The 17,202-nt window shown below is 51.2% G+C and carries 13 protein-coding genes; 10 read left to right on the top strand and 3 right to left on the bottom strand.

Going from position 1 to position 17,202, the window contains the following annotated elements; translation table 11 throughout:
- Positions 1 to 76 precede the first annotated feature (76 nt).
- The 9 genes from ACRQU7_RS16325 to ACRQU7_RS16285 all read left to right on the top strand — a co-directional run bounded on the left by ACRQU7_RS16325 (position 77) and on the right by ACRQU7_RS16285 (position 12,262).
- Entirely contained in the window at positions 77 to 1,252 is a 1,176-nt protein-coding gene (locus ACRQU7_RS16325) for an enolase C-terminal domain-like protein (protein WP_444641887.1), read from the top strand.
- A 15-nt stretch (positions 1,253 to 1,267) separates the two neighbouring features.
- Positions 1,268 to 2,551: a DUF362 domain-containing protein gene (locus ACRQU7_RS16320; RefSeq protein ID WP_444641885.1), complete on the top strand. Its 1,284-nt coding sequence runs from the start codon at positions 1,268 to 1,270 to the stop codon at positions 2,549 to 2,551.
- A 59-nt stretch (positions 2,552 to 2,610) separates the two neighbouring features.
- On the top strand, positions 2,611 to 3,924 hold the full coding sequence (locus ACRQU7_RS16315; protein ID WP_444641883.1) for a hypothetical protein: 1,314 nt from the start codon (positions 2,611 to 2,613) through the stop codon (positions 3,922 to 3,924).
- A 94-nt stretch (positions 3,925 to 4,018) separates the two neighbouring features.
- The gene (locus ACRQU7_RS16310; RefSeq protein WP_444641881.1) at positions 4,019 to 5,473 is read left to right on the top strand and encodes an NAD(P)/FAD-dependent oxidoreductase; all 1,455 of its coding nucleotides are present in this window, start codon (positions 4,019 to 4,021) and stop codon (positions 5,471 to 5,473) included.
- Complete coding sequence (locus ACRQU7_RS16305) at positions 5,473 to 6,714, top strand: NAD(P)/FAD-dependent oxidoreductase (protein WP_444641879.1); 1,242 nt, start codon at positions 5,473 to 5,475, stop codon at positions 6,712 to 6,714. Before ACRQU7_RS16310 ends, ACRQU7_RS16305 begins: the two co-directional genes overlap by 1 nt.
- Positions 6,708 to 7,070, top strand: a complete 363-nt coding sequence (locus ACRQU7_RS16300) for a DUF1667 domain-containing protein (protein ID WP_444641877.1) — start codon at positions 6,708 to 6,710, stop codon at positions 7,068 to 7,070. Before ACRQU7_RS16305 ends, ACRQU7_RS16300 begins: the two co-directional genes overlap by 7 nt.
- Before the next feature lie 50 nt (positions 7,071 to 7,120).
- Positions 7,121 to 8,449, top strand: coding sequence for an enolase C-terminal domain-like protein (locus tag ACRQU7_RS16295; protein WP_444641875.1), 1,329 nt, complete (start codon positions 7,121 to 7,123; stop codon positions 8,447 to 8,449).
- Between the two features lie 182 nt (positions 8,450 to 8,631).
- Entirely contained in the window at positions 8,632 to 10,149 is a 1,518-nt protein-coding gene (gene garD / locus ACRQU7_RS16290) for a galactarate dehydratase (protein ID WP_444641873.1), read from the top strand.
- 169 nt (positions 10,150 to 10,318) lie between these two features.
- Positions 10,319 to 12,262: a sigma 54-interacting transcriptional regulator gene (locus ACRQU7_RS16285; RefSeq protein WP_444641871.1), complete on the top strand. Its 1,944-nt coding sequence runs from the start codon at positions 10,319 to 10,321 to the stop codon at positions 12,260 to 12,262.
- A 68-nt stretch (positions 12,263 to 12,330) separates the two neighbouring features.
- On the opposite strand, the gene ACRQU7_RS16280 is transcribed toward ACRQU7_RS16285, so the two are convergent.
- Entirely contained in the window at positions 12,331 to 12,894 is a 564-nt protein-coding gene (locus ACRQU7_RS16280) for a TetR/AcrR family transcriptional regulator (RefSeq protein WP_141826271.1), read from the bottom strand.
- A gap of 177 nt (positions 12,895 to 13,071) precedes the next feature.
- On the opposite strand from ACRQU7_RS16280, the gene ACRQU7_RS16275 reads away from it, so the two are divergent.
- Positions 13,072 to 14,943, top strand: a complete 1,872-nt coding sequence (locus tag ACRQU7_RS16275; RefSeq protein ID WP_444641868.1) for a heavy metal translocating P-type ATPase — start codon at positions 13,072 to 13,074, stop codon at positions 14,941 to 14,943.
- A gap of 161 nt (positions 14,944 to 15,104) precedes the next feature.
- On the opposite strand, the gene ACRQU7_RS16270 is transcribed toward ACRQU7_RS16275, so the two are convergent.
- Together ACRQU7_RS16270 and ACRQU7_RS16265 are read right to left on the bottom strand one after the other, a co-directional pair.
- Positions 15,105 to 16,307 carry an alpha/beta hydrolase family protein gene (locus ACRQU7_RS16270; RefSeq protein ID WP_444641866.1) on the bottom strand — a complete coding sequence of 401 codons (1,203 nt, stop codon included), beginning with the start codon at positions 16,305 to 16,307 and terminating at the stop codon, positions 15,105 to 15,107.
- Positions 16,304 to 16,906 (bottom strand): TetR family transcriptional regulator, encoded by a 603-nt coding sequence (locus ACRQU7_RS16265; protein ID WP_444641864.1) that lies wholly within the window; start codon positions 16,904 to 16,906, stop codon positions 16,304 to 16,306. The genes ACRQU7_RS16270 and ACRQU7_RS16265 overlap by 4 nt, the downstream gene beginning before the upstream one ends.
- Positions 16,907 to 17,202: the final 296 nt, after the last annotated feature.

Below are 17,202 nucleotides of genomic sequence, written 5' to 3'. Positions count from 1 at the left end.
ATTCCGCGCTTATGGAAAGATGGACACGATAGGGCAAGCGACGGTACGCGATAAAATACGAAAGAAGGCTGTGGAAATGAAAAATTACTTTCAATTTGATCAGAAGCTGACTTTTTCCAAGGCTGTATACTACAATCTGAACCCTGTGCCGGTGAAAAAACCGTGGCGCGACGCCACCGGCGGGTTCGGCAGCTTTGTTCCTCTTCAGGGGTGGATCGAGGTGTACGATACGGAAGGCAATTGCGGGCGTACTTTCTGCTCGTCCGGCCTGCTTTCCAACGTCCTTCCCTTGGTACTGACCGGAGAGACCCGCACCTATAACGAGTGGTACGATTATCTTTATTGGAAATTCCGGAATTTCGGTTTCCAAAGCGGCCAGATTTGCGATTTGGGGCAGTTTGACCGCATCATGCTTGAGATATTGGCTGAGCGGGAAGGGAAACCGCTGCACCGGTTTTTGGGTGCCACAAAGGATTGGGCCGCGATTTATAAGGGCGGCGGCTCTCTGCTGTCGGATGACGATGATCTTGTGGCGGATATGGTCCGTTATGTTGAGGAAGGCAATAAAACCATCAAATTCAAAGTCGGAAGCGACTGGGGAAAAAATATGGACCGCGATGTGCGGCGCGTAGAATTGGTGAGAAAGGCAGTCGGTCCGGACATCCGAATCGCTGTGGATGGCAACCAGGTGTGGGACGTCGAGGATGCTTTGCGTTTCGCCGACAGGATCCGTCCTTATTGTCCCGCATGGTTCGAGGAACCGGTGCATTCCCACGACATGAATGCCATCAGGGAATTTCGGGATCGGGCGGATATGAAAATCGGGTTTGGAGAATCCATGCGGAATTATTTTGCCTTTGAGACCTATGCCGAAAAGGGCGTGGACCATCTGATGCCGCTGCTGGGGCGCATGAGCGCAATGGGCGATCTGCTGAAAATCCGCGACCTGGCCCGGGAAAAAGGGCTGATGTTTTCTTCCGGCGGCACCGTCTGGCAGAACGCCTCGTTTGGAGCGCTGTATAACGAGAATGAGCCTCTGGAAAACCACGAACCGATGACACTCCCGATGGGAGAATGCTTAGAGGTGAAACCGACGAAAAAAGACGGCAGACTCTATCTGCTGCCCGATCTTCCCGGATCACCGGTGAGGATCGGCCTGAAGAAGCTGGAAGCAGACGGTACGCTGGAGAGTATGCAAATCTACCGCGCCAATAAAAATAATGTATCGTTTGCAGTCCGCGCCGCCTATTAAAGGGAGAGAAATGCATTGGCGAAACTGAATGAAATGCTGGAAGGCTACGAAATCCCCAAAATGGCGAAGGTCCGGCAGCTGTTTGACCGGACGCTGTTGGAAAATCCGGAAGAAAAGCTGATCGGCTTATTGCGCGGGAAGAATCTGCCGATTCAAAAAGGCGACCGTATTGCCATAACAGGGAGCAGCCGCGGCATCGCCGAATATCAGCGTATTATGCGCACAGCCGTGGCTTATGTCAAAGAGAAGGGGGGAATCCCCTTTATCGTGCCCGCTATGGGAAGCCATGGCGGCGGCACGGCGGAAGGGCAGGAAGCGATGCTTCGGGAGCTGGGAATCACAGAGGCGGCGGTGGGCGCTCCGATCATTTCCTGCATGGACGTTGCCGAGGTGGCAAGAACCGAGCTGGGGCTCCCGGTATATATCGATAAAAATGCAGTGGAAGCCGATGGGATTCTGCTACTCAACCGTGTTAAAACCCATACCTCTATTCGGGAAAAATACCAAAGCGGCCTTATCAAAATGATGGCGATCGGCCTTGCCAAGCACAAGGGCTGCGCCATGACACACAGCCTTGGGACGCCCTTTCTCGGTGAGAATATGGTGCGTGTCGGACTGACTGCGCTGAAGTATCTAAAAATCGTCGGCGGAATATCCGTTATTGAGAACGGATATGAACAACTGGCGGATGTCTATGTTTCCCGGAAAGAAGAGATACCGGAAACGGAACCGGAAATTCTGAAACGCGCCATGGGGATGATTCCCCGCATTTATCTGGATAAAATCGATGCCCTGGTCGTTTTTGAACAGGGAAAAGAGATTTCCGGGACGGGTATGGACCCGGCGATTGTGGGGCGGCCCATCAACCGCCTGCCCAATACCGGCCCTCACGTGGAGGCGCTCGGGGTGCTGCGCCTGACCGGCTTTTCCAGAGGAAACGCCAGCGGATGCGGCATGGCGGATTTTATCAGCCGCAGACTGCGTGACGCAATCGACGAGGAATATACGATCATCAATTCCCTGACGGGGATGAAGCCATTCCTTGCGAACATCCCCCCGACGCTCGCAACGGATAAACTGGTTTTTCAGGCCTGCGTCAAGGCGGCGGGACAAATCCGGCCCCAGGACCTGAAGCTGGTCGTTGTCCGCAGCACCCGGTCGCTGGAAGAAATTTGGCTCTCCAGGGCGGCGTGGGCGGCTGTATCGGAACCGGAGCGCGTGGAAAGGCTGTCCGATTTCGAAAATTTGCCCTTTGACAGCGCCGGCATGCTGCAATTATTTGAAGCTGCGATCCCGTGATTCCTGTGTCCTTTGGGTTTTGCTTATAGCGGTAATTGATGGAAGAGAGGAGCGAGAGAATGCAGATAGTAAAAGGGGGGACGGTTTCCGCTCTGCTGAAGACCGTCCCGATACCGAAAATGTTTCATGCAAAGCAGGAGTTCCCGAAAGACCGGATTGACCCCCGGGATATTCCGCCGCTGATCAGCCGCGAATTGTCTAAGCCGGAATTCGGCTCCAAAATCAGGCCCGGTATGCAGATCGCCATTACGGCGGGCAGCCGGGGAATACGCAATGTGAATATCATTACAAAGGCAATCGCCGATTTTGTCAAATTGAAAGGAGCGGTTCCTTTTATCGTTCCCGCCATGGGGAGCCATGGCGGAGCGAATGCGCAGGGTCAGAAGGATATGCTGGCCGGGTTCGGAATCACGGAGGAATCCATGGGCTGCGAGATCCGTTCCTCCATGGAAGTCGTAAAGCTGGGAGTCTCCGATGCCGGAAGGACCGTCTACATGGACAAAAATGCATATGGTGCCGACGGTGTTATCATTTCCTGCAGGCTCAAGCCGCATAATGCCTTTCGCGGAACGGTGGAGAGCGGGCCGTGCAAGATGATGACTGTGGGGCTGGGCAAGCAGAAAGGAGCGGAAGAGGTCCACAGCGATGGAATGGACCGGATTGCGCAAAACATTCCCTCCATGGCGAAGGTAGTACTGGAAAAGGCCCCGATTTTGTTCGCGGTTCCCTGTGTGGAAAACGCCTATGACGAAACCTGCCTGATTGAAGCGATTGCCCCGGAAAATATCCTGACAAGAGAAGCAGAGCTTTTACAATTTGCTTTTTCCAATATGCCGTCCATTCTGGTCGGAAGTGCCGATGTCCTTGTGGTAGACGAAATCGGTAAGAATTACAGCGGGACAGGGACCGACCCGAATATTACAGGGACATTTTCCACTCCTTATGCGACGGGAGGGCTAAAGGTTCAGAGGACCTGTTTTTTAAGACTGAGCGGGGTATCGCATGGCAACGCCCTGGGCGTCGGTCTGGCCAGCTGCATCACCAAAGAAATTTTTGAGCAGATTGATCCGGAGGCGATGTATCCGAACTGCATTACCAGCACGGTGCTTCGGTCCGCTATGATTCCGGTGGTGGTGGCGACAGAGAAAGAAGCAGTTTCGCTCTGCATCCGCACGTTGAATAAGGTGGACAAAAATCGTGTTCGGATGGTGAGAATTCCCAACAGCCTTCATATTTCAGAGATCATGCTTTCGGAAGAATATTATGAAAGGGTAAAGAATCACGAGTTTAAGGGCGTGGAGGCTTTGGATAAACCGGAGGTACTGGCGTTCGACGAACAGGAGAGGTTAACGACCCCTTATTTGACGGTATAGAACCCGTGCTGTATCGCCCGGCCGGGGCTTCTTTTCTCCATTTTCTGGGGGAAGGCGCGGCGGGAATTGCTTTTGGAGGAAGGAATGAAGATATATGACGCAGCAATTTGATGTGCTGATTATTGGCGCCGGCGCCGTGGGGAGCGCAGTTGCCAGAGAAATGGCGAGATATCAGTTGAAAATCGGTGTTCTGGAAAAGGAAATGGATGTTGCCTGTGGAAATTCGGGGAGAAACTCCGGGGTGCTGCATGGCGGATTTACTTATAAAACAGGTTCTCTGAAAGCGCAGTGCTGTGTGGAAGGAAACCGGGAATTTGACCGGGTGGCCAGGGAACTGGACGTTCCGTTTCGCCGTTGTGGAAAAGTGGTGGTCGGATTCAATGAAAAGGATATGGCCAGCCTGAAACGGTTTCAGGCGCGGGGAGAGGCAAACGGGGCCGTCGGGCTTGAGATCATCGACAAAAAAAGGCTGCAGGAGCTGGACCCCAGCGCCGGAGGAGAATTTGCGATGTATTCTCCGAATTCCGGAATTTTGGACCCGATCGCCTATAACATCGCATTGGCCGAGAATGCAAAAGCAAACGGTGTCAGTTTCTTTTTTGACCAATGTGTGACAGGGATCGGACGCACGGACGGAATCTATGCGGTCAAAACGGAGAGGGACGTTTTCAAAACGAGATGGGTCGTGAACTGCGCCGGATTATACAGCGGGGTCATTTCAAACATGCTTGGAATCGGTGGATATGTCATCCGCGGCTTCAAGGGGGAATACATCGCCCTGGATAAAAAAGCCGGGGCCTTTATCAATATGCCCGTTTATCCGGCTCCGAATGAGAACGGAGGATTCGCCACCCATGCGGTTCCAACTGTGGACGGCAATGTACTGATCGGACCGGATTCCTATATAACGGAGGATTTCGAGGATTTTGGCGTCACAAGTAAACATATTGAGGGGCTTATAGAAGACGGACGCAAAATGTTCCGGTACGTTAAGCGCGAATACTTTATCAGAAATTTTGCGGGGATCCGGGCAAAACGGGTCGATCCGGAAACCGGGGAGGTCCTTGACTTTGTATGCGAAGCCAGGGATGAGGCACCGAATACCGTTAATCTGGTGGGGATCGAGTCCCCGGGGCTTACGAGCGCGCTTCCGCTGGCCAGAAGAGCCGTCGCCCTGATGGCGGCCAGAGAGGAACTGAAGCCGAACCCGAATTTTAACCCGGTCCGGAAAGCGGTCCGCAAATTCAGCAGAATGAGCCTGGCGGAGAAAGAAGAGCTGATTAAAAAAGACCCGAATTACGGGGAAATTGTCTGCCGCTGTGAAAATGTCACCAGGTCGGAGATTTTGGCAGCGATTCACAATCCTTTGGGCGCCTGTACTGTGGAGAGTATAAAAAACAGGACGCGGGCGACCATGGGAAGATGCCAGGGCGGCTACTGTGAGATGCGGATTACAAAAATGATTGAAGAAGAGCAGCAGAAAAAAGAAACCGAAATCCTCTATTCTCGAAAAAATTCTTATATGTTTACTGGGAAGGTGAGAAAATAATGGCTGTTCAGCAGAGAGACGTCATTATTATCGGAGGTGGTCCCGCCGGGCTTGCCGCAGCGGTCGAATTATATAAAAAAGGGATTAAAAACCTCCTGATTATAGAGCGCGAAAGAAGCTTGGGGGGAATCCTGCGCCAGTGCATCCATGACGGATTCGGACTGACCCGGTTTCAACAGACCTTAAGCGGACCGGAATATGCCCAGCGCTTTATTGATGAAGTGGAAGAGCTTGGGATTCCTTACATAACCAATGCAACCGTGATTGACATTACCTGTAATAAAACGGTGCGCGCGGTATCTCCAAAGGGAATCCTTGAGTACCGGGCCAAAGCGGTTGTTCTGACCATGGGATGCAGAGAGAGGACACGGGGAGCCATCAGCATTCCGGGAACAAGACCGTCGGGCATCTACACGGCGGGCGTTGCCCAGTCCTATATCAATTTGAATAATAAAATGGTCGGCAAAGAAGTGGTCATTCTGGGGTCGGGGGACATCGGGATGATCATGGCCCGAAGACTGACGCTGGAGGGAGCGAAGGTAAAGGCGGTATTTGAAATTCAGCCTTATCCCAGCGGTTTGCCGAGAAATATCGAACAGTGCCTGAATGATTATGAAATTCCGCTCTGTTTAAGCCATACCATTACGCAGATTAAAGGAACATCCCGCCTGGAGGGCGTTACGGTCGCGAGGGTCGACGAACAAAGGAAGGTAATTCCGGGAACGGAAAAGGACTATTCCTGCGATACGTTGATTTTGTCGGTCGGGCTGATCCCTGAAAATGAATTGTCTCTGGCGGCGGGGATCGATCTTGACGGCCGTACCAAGGGCGCGGTGGTCGATGAAAATGGTCAGACGAATGTGAATGGGATTTTTGCCGCAGGGAACGTGCTGCAGGTACACGATCTGGTTGACTTTGTTTCAACGGAAGCGGAAAGAATGGCGGATGCGGCGGCACGGTACGTTTCGTGCAATTCGCTGGAGGCATGCGGGCTGAATGTCAGGACGGACGGCAACATCGTCTATACGGTTCCGCAGAAAATCAGCGGAAAAAAAGATTTTGTCCTCTCCCTGCGGGTGAAAAAGCCCATGAGAAACTGCGAGATCAGAATTTCCCAGAGCGGAGAGGTAAAAAAGACAGTGAAAATGAAAAAGGCATTGCCTGCAAGCATGATTCAGGTGCCGCTGCGAAAAGAAGCCTTAAGTGATCGGGCGGATTTGGAGGTGGCCGTGGCATGTTAAGAGAATATACGTGCATCCTTTGTCCAAACGGCTGTGAGATCAAGGTGCAGACCGAAGATGAAAAGGTGATTTCGATCGACGGGGCTTCCTGCCCGAAAGGCGAGGAGTATGTACGGCAGGAGCTGACGGATCCGCAGCGTAACATTGCTTCTTCCGTGCTTGTGGAAAACGGGGAACTGCCGCTTGCCAGCGTCCGTCTGGACAGAATGATTCCGAAGGATAAAATATTCGACGTCATGGAGGAAATCAAAAGGGTCAAGCTCAAGGCGCCGGTGAGGGCGGGGCAGGTGGCGATTCGGAACGTGCTGGATTCAGGCAGCAGCGTGATCGTTACAAAAAATATCAAAGCGATATAGTATGGGCTCATGATGGTTTTATTTAACAGAATATATGGGAGGAAAAGAGAATGAAAATAACGATTGAAAACATGGAAGTATTTCCGGTCGCGGGAAGAGATTCCATGGAACTGAATCTGAGCGGAGCGCACGCGCCTTATTTTACAAGGAACGTCGTTATTCTTACGGACAGCAGCGGTGCGACGGGTGTGGGGGAAGTCCCCGGTGGAAAGAAAATCACCGATGCGCTGGAAGAGGTAAAAGAGTTGGTCATCGGTACGAATCTGGGAGAGTATAAGAATACGTTACTGAAAGTAAAGGCTAAGCTGGGAAGCAGAAACGAGGCGGACGTAAGGGGAAACCAGACTTTTGACCAGAGGACGGGCATCCATGTCCTCACGGCGATCGAGGCACCTCTGCTCGACCTTTTGGGAAAATCTCTCGGGGTACCCGTGGCCGCGCTTTTGGGGGATGGCATGGTAAGAAATAAGGTCCCTTTCCTGGGATATCTGTTCTATATAGGTGACAGGACAAAAACGGATCTGGCATACGCTTCCGAACCGGATTCGGATTGCGGCTGGTACAGGCTCCGCCATGAAGAAGCGCTTACTCCCGAATCCATTGTCGAGCTTGCAAAGGCGGCTCAGAAAAAGTATGGTTTCAGGGATTTTAAACTGAAAGGCGGCGTGCTGGAAGGGAAGGAGGAAATCAAAGCCATCCGTGCGCTGAAACAGGCTTTTCCGGAAGCCAGGATCACTCTTGACCCCAACGGGGCCTGGAGTTTAAAAGAAGCAATCGGACTTTGCAAAGACATGCACGGTATCCTGACCTATTGTGAGGACCCGTGCGGAGCGGAAGGTGTATATTCCGGACGTGAGATACTGGCTGAGTTCCGGCGTGCTACGGGTCTTCCGACGGCGACCAACATGATTGCTACGGACTGGAGGCAGGTGAGCCATTCCGTTGTGCTTCAGTCCGTTGATATCCCGCTGGCGGACCCCCATTTCTGGACGATGCAGGGTTCTGTCCGGGTGGCCCAGCTTTGCAACGATTTCGGCCTGACCTGGGGAGCGCATTCCAACAATCATTTCGATATTTCCCTTGCGATGGTCGCCCATTGCGGCGCCGCGGCCCCCGGAAAGATCAATGCGATCGATACCCATTGGATCTGGCAGGAGGGGATCGAAAGGCTTACCAAGGAGCTGTTCCAGATCGTTGACGGATGCATAGAAATTCCGGCTAAGCCCGGACTTGGCATAGAAGTCGACAGGGAACAGGTGGAAAAAGCACATCGTGTTTACCTTGAAAATTGCCTTGGCGCGCGCGACGATGCGCTGGGAATGCAATATCTGATCCCGGGCTGGAAATACGATGCGAAAAAGCCCTGCCTGGTAAGGTGAATGCATTTGACAGCCCGCGTCGGGCCGGTTTTGCGGCAGCCTTTTTTGAGCCGTGGGGATTCTCTGTTTATCGGTTTCCAGTCCCTTCCATCTGACTGGAATCCCCGGTGGCTTTGTTGTGCCGCAAGAGCAATTGCTGACTTTTCTACGGTATATCCGGCATAGAAATGGAAGGAGGAACTATGTCTCAGAAAAGAGTAATCAAAATCAGCGACAGAGATAATGTCGCCATTGCTATCCATGAAATTCCGGCAGGAACGGAGGCGGCGGATGGCGTTTTTGCCAATCAGAATATTCCTCAGGGACACAAAATAGCGCTGTGCGATATCCCGGAAGGAGGAGAAATCCGCCGGTACGGCGTAGTGCTGGGATATGCTTTGAGCGGCATAAAAAAAGGGGATTGGATCAATGAGCATATGCTTCAGCTTCCCGTGCTGCCGGAGCTGGACGATATGGCGTTTGGAACCAATCTGGTCAGCGACCTGCCTCAAGCGCCGGTGAAAACCTTTGAGGGCTATCGGAATCCCGACGGCGGATACGCGGGTACGCGCAATATCCTTGGCATAAGCACAACGGTTCAGTGTGTAACCGGCGTCCTTAACGTTGCCGTTAAAAGAATGAGGGAGGAACTTCTTCCAAAGTACCCGAACGTGGACGGCATTGTGCCGATCAACCATGCCTATGGCTGCGGGGTGGCAATCAATGCTCCGGAAGCCAGGGTGCCGATACGGGCGCTGCGCAATCTGGTCAGGCATCCGAACTTCGGGGGAGAAGTGATGGTGGTCGCGCTGGGCTGTGAGAAACTGACTGTGGAAATGCTTTTGGACAGCGGCGACATCAAAGCGGAAAATGTTATCGTGTTGCAGGACAAATCAGGATTTCAGGCTATGATGGACGCCATTATGGAAATGGCCGAGCAAAAGCTTAAGCGACTCAACGCGCGAAAGAGAGAAACGCTGCCTTTATCCGATCTGTGCATCGGCATGCAGTGCGGGGGCAGCGATGCGTTTTCCGGCGTGACGGCAAATCCGAGCGCGGGATATGCAGCAGACCTTCTGGTCCAGGCGGGGGCGACGGTCCTGTTTTCCGAGGTGACGGAGGTAAGGGACGGCGTGCACCTGATTGCGGAGCGCTGCATTGACGACAGTGTCGGGAAAAAGCTGGCCGACGAGATGAAATGGTACGACCGGTATTTGGAAAACGGAGGAGTCGACCGTTCCGCGAACCCCACTCCCGGCAATAAAAAGGGCGGGTTATCCAATATTGTGGAAAAGGCAATGGGGTCCATTGCAAAGTCGGGGAAATCTCCGATCGTGGAGGTCCTGTCCCCTGCGGAGCGCCCGACAAAACACGGCATGATTTACGCCGCTACTCCGGCCAGCGATATTGTCTGCGGCCCCTGTCAGCTTGCGTCCGGCATCACGCTTCAGGTGTTCATGACGGGACGGGGAACTCCGTATGGCCTCGCCGCGGCGCCGGTTGTCAAGGTCTGTTCCCGGAACGACCTTAAGGATATGTGGAAAGACCTGATCGATCTTTCGGCGGGGGACATTGCGGTCGGGAATGCCACGATTCCCGAAGTCGGGACGCGGCTGTTCCATATGATTGTTGATACGGCCAGCGGAACCTATAAGCCATGGGCCGAGGTTTATGGGCTGCACAATGATCTATGCATTTTCAATCCGGCGCCAATCACCTGACGAAAGAATGAATTTGAATGCAGAAAACTCAGAAATTTTGACCATGCTTATGTTATAATAGCCTCGCGGCCGGGAGTCCTTGCGGACTTCCCAGGCGGGGCTTCGGGCGTTTCAATGGAATGTGGGAATCGGCCGGTTGAATGAAAAGTCGGATGGAGGATATTTTGCCATGGCTAAGATAATGATGCTGTTGTCCAAAAAATATATGCAGGATCAGGCTGAAAAGGTGATCCGTGAAAACCGGTTTGATGTTGACACTATCAGAATTATTGAAACAGTGGATGCGGTTGACGAAGCCAGAAGGTGCATCGAAGAGGGAGCCAATATCATAGTGGCCAGGGGCGTGCAGGCACAGCTGATTAAAACCCATACCAATATTCCGGTCGTGGAAATTTTAATGACTGCTCAGGAAATAGGCCTTCTGGTTTTGGAAAGCAAAAGAATCATTAAAAAGGAAATTCCCTGCATCGCGATCGTCTCGCTGAAAAATATGATGAGTGATATTTCCTGCTTCGACAGGCTGTTCGGCGTCAAGCTGAACTGCTATATCATCGATAGCTTTGACGAAATGGAGCAAGCCGTGGAGAATGCCGTGAAAGACGGCGCGGATATCATACTGGGCGGCGATCACGTCATCCGGAGCGTGGAAAAATACCATATCCCGACTCTTTTTCTGAAATCCACGGAAGATTCCATGCGCGGTGCCCTGCAGATAGCTTCCAAAATGGCTTATGCGATCGACATTGAAAAAAGCAGCCAGGCTCAGTTTGAAACCGTGCTTGACATTGCGTTTAACGGAATACTCAAAATTGACAGCTATCGTACCATCCTGATTGTCAACCGTGTCATGGAGGAACTGCTGGGGAAATCGGAATCGGAAATCGTCGGCAAGCAGTTGGACGATGAGCTTGCTGATATCGACATCAATGCCATAGAAAGCATATTGAAGGGGGAAAGGGATAATTATTCCACTTCGATTAGGATCCGAAGAAATCCTTTACTTCTTTGTGTTGCGCCGATCCGGTGCGACCAGGTAATTACCGGCGCGATCCTTTCCTGCAGCAAAATCAAAAATGTTTCGCAATTCACGGATAAAAATATACATAATATGTATCTGTCCGGACGGATCGCACAGCTTGATTTTGGCGCTTTAAGGACGCTGGAGCCCCAATTGAGGCAAAGCATTGAGCTGGGAAAAAAATATGCGCTGTCAAAGAACCCTGTCCTCCTTCATGGGGAAGAAGGAACGGAAAAGGAGCTTTTTGCCCAGTGCATCCACAATCACAGCGCAAGAAAGAATTTCCCGTTTTTGATGGTGAATTGCAGTTCCATGGGCAACAGAGAGCAATACGGTTATCTTTTTGGGAGTACTGCCGGTTCTGACGGCGGGGAGGGGGGCGCAAGCGGCATCCTTCAAAAATGCAATTTTGGCACGGTCTATATCGGCGAAATTGAACGGCTGGATTTTGCCAGTCAGTATGGGCTTTACAGGACAATATGTTATCAGGGGCTTATGCCGGGCAATCTGAACGGTGAAAAGAGTTATGATGTCCGCATCATTGCGGGGACACATCGGGATCTTAGCCTGCTTGTAAAAAACGGGACGTTTAGAAAGGACCTGTATTACAGTCTCAATGCGCTTACGCTGAATATTCCACCGATCCGCGAAAGAAAAGAGGATATTGAAAAAATGGTAAGACAGTATCTGAAGCAATTCACGGAGAAATATTCCACACATCTCACACTGACGGACGAAGCGATGGCCGTCATTCTGGAATACGGATGGGAAGGAAACCTGATTCAGCTGGAAAATTTTTGTGAAAGACTTTTTATTACGACTTACAAAAAAAATATCGATCAGGTTATGGTGACAGGTTTACTGGAGGAATTATATCCTGAAATAAAAGTTTCCAACGGAGAAAAGCACGTTATCGTGTACAAATATCCGGAAGTGTCCGACATCGTAGAGCTTTTGAAAAAATGCGGCGGAAACCACAAAGCGGTCGCCAGGGAGATGGGCATCAGTACCACGACACTCTGGAGAAAGATGAAGAAATACGGGATCGCCAACAATTACGAATACGAGCCACCAAATACGGAGGGAAGGCCTTGAAACCAAATAAGCAAAAGCTGAGGCAAGATTTCTTGCCTCAGCTTTTTTTTCTATAATTTTAACTTTCATTAAATGATCGGAATAATTACGGACAAAAAATATTTCGCCAACTCCTCCGGGGATTGTCTCATGTTATTCTTAAGCCACCACTGCACCATGTCGACAAAGCTGCCGGCAATGTGGTTCACAAGAAAGTCCTCCGGTATGTTTTTATTTTTTTGTTCGACGCCTATTAATAGATGCTGAATAATCAGCTCGTTGAGATACTGCTTGAAAAAGTGCAGGAAAAGCTCGCCGCTTTCAGAAGTGAGGATACCTGTAATATTCTTTTTATTATCCTTCAGATGGTACAGGATGTGAGTAATCATAGAGCCGGGATTGCCGCCGGCCAGCGAAAAGTCATGAGTTTTTTCCGTATTTAGTTTCTCGGAAAAAACATGGCTGAACAGATCGGTACACATTTCCTTGAGCAAATCATCCTTTGTCTCAAAATGGGAGTAAAACGTGCTGCGTCCGACATTCGCTTCGTCAATGATTTCCTGTATGGTAATCTTGGTATAACTTTTTGAGGACAACAGTGTGCTGAATGCCTCAAAAATCGCGTCTCTTGTTTTTTGTTGTCGTCTGTCCATAACGTCCTCCCAATGAACAAATACCTGAAATCGTTCAATACCGCACAATTCATCGAAACTGTTTCTTGTTGCGTGTCATGTAGAATCGTATAATAATAATGAACAAATAGTTCGGTATTGTATAGATAGTACCGCTTTTTTCCTAAAAAATCAAGCATGTTTTAAGGAGGTATCGTTATGTGGAAAAAAATCAAAGAATGGTTTGTCAGCGAAGAAAAGCGAAACATTCTTTTTGTGATTATTTCGGCGGTCACACTGATATTGAGCCTGACCGGAGCTCTGAAAAGTGTATTGCCGTTCGATATTGCATGGGTTGCCATCCTGCTTTGCGGCATCCCGATCGTGGTCGGCTCCGTCACCGCCTTAATTACGGAACATGACATCAAAGCGGATGTACTGGTTTCCATTGCACTGCTTGCATCTATTGGCATTGGTGAATACTTCGCTGCGGGCGAGGTCGCCATGATTATGGCGGTTGGGACGCTGCTTGAAGATGTGACCGCCCGAAAAGCGAGAAAGGGTATTGAAAAACTCATAGACCTGACACCGAAGACGGCAAGGGTCAAGAGGGACGGCAAAGAGGAAATCATCCCCGCAGACGATGTGGAAGTCGATGATGTTTTGGTCGTTTTTGCGGGCGAGACAATTGCCGTAGACGGGATCGTTACTTCCGGCGAAACATCTATCGACCAGTCCGTCATGACCGGCGAATCCATTCCTGTTGACAAAACCGTCGGCGATGAGGTCACAAGCGGAACCATCAACCAATTCGGCACTTTTGAAATGCGTGCCACAAAGGTCGGCGGCGACAGCTCGCTCCAGCGGATGATTCAGCTTGCCGAAGATGCGGACGCAAACAAAGCTCCCATCGTGAAGCTGGCGGACCGTTGGGCAACATGGCTTGTCGTTGTCGCTCTCGGTGCGGCGGGGCTGACATGGCTGTTTACAGGTGAGCTGATCCGGGCTGTCACGGTGCTGGTTGTATTCTGCCCCTGTGCGTTTATCCTTGCAACGCCGACCGCAGTGATGGCGGGCATCGGAAACGCAACGAAATTCGGTATTCTTGTCCGTTCCGGCGATGCGCTGCAGCGTTTCGCCAAAATCGACCGCGTGGCTTTTGACAAAACCGGAACACTCACACACGGCAGACCCGAAGTGGTCGGCGTAGAGAGCTGCGACTCCACCCTCAGTTCCGATGAAATGCTCAGGCTGGCCGCCCTGGCGGAACAGCATTCCGAACATCCTCTGGGCAAAGCGATTCTCAGCTATTATCTCAATCAGGGCGGCTCTCCGCAGGAGATACAGGAATTTGTTTTGGCAGCCGGCATGGGGGTCGGCGCAAAAGCAGACGGACGTAATATTCTGGCAGGGAAAGCGGAGTACCTAAAGCAGGAAGGGATTGATATTCCCGATTCGGCATTGCAGATGGCGGACGGGTATCTGCAAAAGGGAGCAACCGTTATTTATGTCTGCGTGGATGGCGGCTTTGCGGGGATTATCGCGCTGGCAGACGTTTTGAGGGAAACCGCAAAGGCCATGATCGCGGAATTGAAATCCATTGGGGTACGCCCCGTCCTGCTGACAGGAGATAACGAGGCAACCGCAAAATTTATTGCTTCACAGGTCGGAATTGAGGACGTTAAACCCAATATGCTGCCGGAAGAAAAAATGAACGCGATCAAGGAATACAGCAACAGCGGGGAAAATATCTGCATGATCGGCGACGGCATTAACGATGCCCTCGCATTGAAAACGGCCTATGCCGGGATCGCAATGGGCGGGGTCGGCAGCGATATTGCCGTGGAGGCCGCGGACGCGGTACTTGTCAGCGATAATATTGAGCGGGTTCCTTATCTTTTCTGGATGGCCCAAAAGGCAATGAAGCGCATCAATTTCAATATTACCGTTGCGATGATCTGGAACGTAATTGCAGTAATTTTATCGACAGTCGGAATGCTGAATCCCGTAACGGCGGCGCTGGTGCATAATGTCGGCTCCGTGTTTGTGGTGATTAGTTCGGCATTGCTGATAACAAATAAGGAAAAATGATAGAAGGAATCGATGAATTACCGGAACGTGTTCCCGCAACTGAAGTAGAAAGGCCCCGCCGAAGCGGGGCTCATAGGCCAAAAGCATTGGCTCTTCCAAACAGAAAAGGGTGCCTGCGACCAAATAAGCAGGCACCCTGTTTTATTTACGCATACCGATTCTTATATGGGCTTGGAAGGCAGTTGCTCATCCAACCAATCGAAAACGACCTGATGCAGCAGCGCGTGATTTCCTTCCTGACAGTGTTCCTCCGCGCCCTCTCTTTTCGTGAATATACGCACCGTGGAAGGGCAGTGCAGCCGTTTTACAAGCTCGTCAACTTGTTCCGAAGAAACAAAATGATCAGCCTCTCCAACAAGGATAAGCATAGGGCATTTGATCTGGCCAGCCACCTCCCGCAGGGTATATTGGGGAACGGCTTTCAGAAGTTCATACCGATGCTCCAGTCCGTAAACCCACAGAGCGTTTTGAACCATCCAGCGCAGAGAGGCGTTGGTTTTCATAGCCATACCCATGACAAACTCGGCGGCTGCGGGTGAAAGCCGTTCGACGATACGCAGCTTGGGATTTTTATTCAGCATCGACGTCCATACGTCGTAAAGGACGTCATAGGCGATGCAAGCGGAGATCCTTTTATCAAATGCCGCAGCCCGAGGCGCGTAATATCCCCCCATACTCATTCCCATCAGCGCGATGCGGCGTTGATCGACTTCGGGCCGTGTTTCCAGATAATCCAGTGCCCCGCCCACAGGCACTTCAAAATCAAAGCGCGTGGGCTTTTCCTGAATGCGCAAGGTCTCGCCCTGGCCGGGTCCGTCCAAAATCAGGCAATGGTATCCTCTTTTGATCGCAGCGGCCGCACCGGCAAAATAAAGCTCCTCGCAAGTGGAATCGAAGCCTCCAAGCATTACCAGAGTTGCCCTCGGGACGGAGGCGTCGTCACCGGAAGCGCGGTAAAAATAGCCGGACAGATAACTTCCTTCATAGGGGAATTTCACGGCTTCGCAGTGGAAATCCATATGGCGCATGGCCTCCCGGAAGGTGTCGGTGCTTCCCCGATACGACACCTTCCGCCGAGGATCGTCGGGGGAGAGAAAAAACTCCGCCGTCCTGTAGTAATTGGACGCACGCAGCAGAGCCTCCCGGCCACTGACCTCCCGGCCGTTCTCCAGACAGGACCTGCCAAGTTTGTGCAGGCGCTCGGCGGCCTTGTTCCACTCGACGAACCAACTGTTAAAGTCTCCCTCGCGGATATTTGCCGCAATCGCCAGACATTCTCCCAACTCCGCACCCTGATAGCCGCTGTAGGAAACTGCCCGCAGCAGCTCAAAAGAAAACGCCTGATCCTTAAAAAACAACTTCATTTTAACTCGCCTCCTTGCTCTTGCTCGACGCACCCCAAACCTCTGAGAATAAACGTTAAGGTTTCTCTGGCGACGTCCTGCGGATTTTCTCTTTCCCTCAGATAACCCCGATAAAAAGAGTGCTGTCTCGGAAAAGACGCTGCCGCCATGACAAAGGATAATGCTGTGTCCACGTGCGCTACCCGGAAAAGGCCTTGCGTCTTGCCCAACTCAATAAGCGCACGGATACGGTTCCAAGTGGGGGCCAAAAGCTCCACCAGCTTTTCCGATCTCGCACTCTGCCGATAAAGTTCCTGCTGTAAAATAGTGACCAAATCCGGTTCATTAAATCGCAACATTACAATTCCGGCAATGATACCGGACAGTTCCTCCAGAAGCCGATCGCAATTCTCTGGCATTCTGTCATATGCGGGGGCCGGGAATCCTTCAAACAGCGCAAAAAACAGATTTTCCTTGCTTCCAAAATAATACGAAATCAGCGAGATGTTTACGCCTGCAGCAGAGACAATGTCCCTTGTTGACGTACCGTCAAATCCGTTTTGTGAAAACAGTTTTTTGGCTGCCTGTATCATTTTTAGTTTTGTATCCGGTTCAGACATAAGCACCTCAGCACATATTCAATCAATCGTTTGATTTATATTATCTCATATAAGCGCAGGATGTCAAGAGGTGCACCATACAATAGCTACCCTGCCGGGTACTCCCGAAGCGCCCAGACGCCGCGATATGTGTTGCCAAATGAAAATAGTCGGTCTTGTTCAGGCTTCCCATAATGCTGATCGCGTGCAGGGAATAACGCTATAAAACCTCCTGATGAACTTCTTGCAGCAGCAATGTGCAGGAAGCCCGTAAGGAGGTTTTATTTAGATATAAAATATCTGAATAGGACAAAGGA

This window comes from Caproiciproducens puteiluti (assembly GCF_052442865.1).
Taxonomy (GTDB): Bacteria; Bacillota; Clostridia; order Oscillospirales; family Acutalibacteraceae; genus Caproiciproducens.
The sequence above is the reverse complement of the archived record's forward strand: the minus strand, read 5'-3'. Positions and strand labels throughout refer to the sequence as shown.

Bases quoted from the DNA above. Each gene is read 5' to 3' on its own strand.
- ACRQU7_RS16325 (WP_444641887.1), top strand. From the start codon at position 77: ATGAAAAATTACTTTCAATTTGATCAGAAGCTGACTTTTTCCAAGGCT.
- ACRQU7_RS16315 (WP_444641883.1), top strand. From the start codon at position 2,611: ATGCAGATAGTAAAAGGGGGGACGGTTTCCGCTCTGCTGAAGACCGTC.
- ACRQU7_RS16310 (WP_444641881.1), top strand. From the start codon at position 4,019: ATGACGCAGCAATTTGATGTGCTGATTATTGGCGCCGGCGCCGTGGGG.
- ACRQU7_RS16305 (WP_444641879.1), top strand. From the start codon at position 5,473: ATGGCTGTTCAGCAGAGAGACGTCATTATTATCGGAGGTGGTCCCGCC.
- ACRQU7_RS16300 (WP_444641877.1), top strand. From the start codon at position 6,708: ATGTTAAGAGAATATACGTGCATCCTTTGTCCAAACGGCTGTGAGATC.
- ACRQU7_RS16295 (WP_444641875.1), top strand. From the start codon at position 7,121: ATGAAAATAACGATTGAAAACATGGAAGTATTTCCGGTCGCGGGAAGA.
- garD (WP_444641873.1), top strand. From the start codon at position 8,632: ATGTCTCAGAAAAGAGTAATCAAAATCAGCGACAGAGATAATGTCGCC.
- ACRQU7_RS16285 (WP_444641871.1), top strand. From the start codon at position 10,319: ATGGCTAAGATAATGATGCTGTTGTCCAAAAAATATATGCAGGATCAG.
- ACRQU7_RS16280 (WP_141826271.1), bottom strand. From the start codon at position 12,894: ATGGACAGACGACAACAAAAAACAAGAGACGCGATTTTTGAGGCATTC.
- ACRQU7_RS16275 (WP_444641868.1), top strand. From the start codon at position 13,072: ATGTGGAAAAAAATCAAAGAATGGTTTGTCAGCGAAGAAAAGCGAAAC.
- ACRQU7_RS16270 (WP_444641866.1), bottom strand. From the start codon at position 16,307: ATGAAGTTGTTTTTTAAGGATCAGGCGTTTTCTTTTGAGCTGCTGCGG.
- ACRQU7_RS16265 (WP_444641864.1), bottom strand. From the start codon at position 16,906: ATGTCTGAACCGGATACAAAACTAAAAATGATACAGGCAGCCAAAAAA.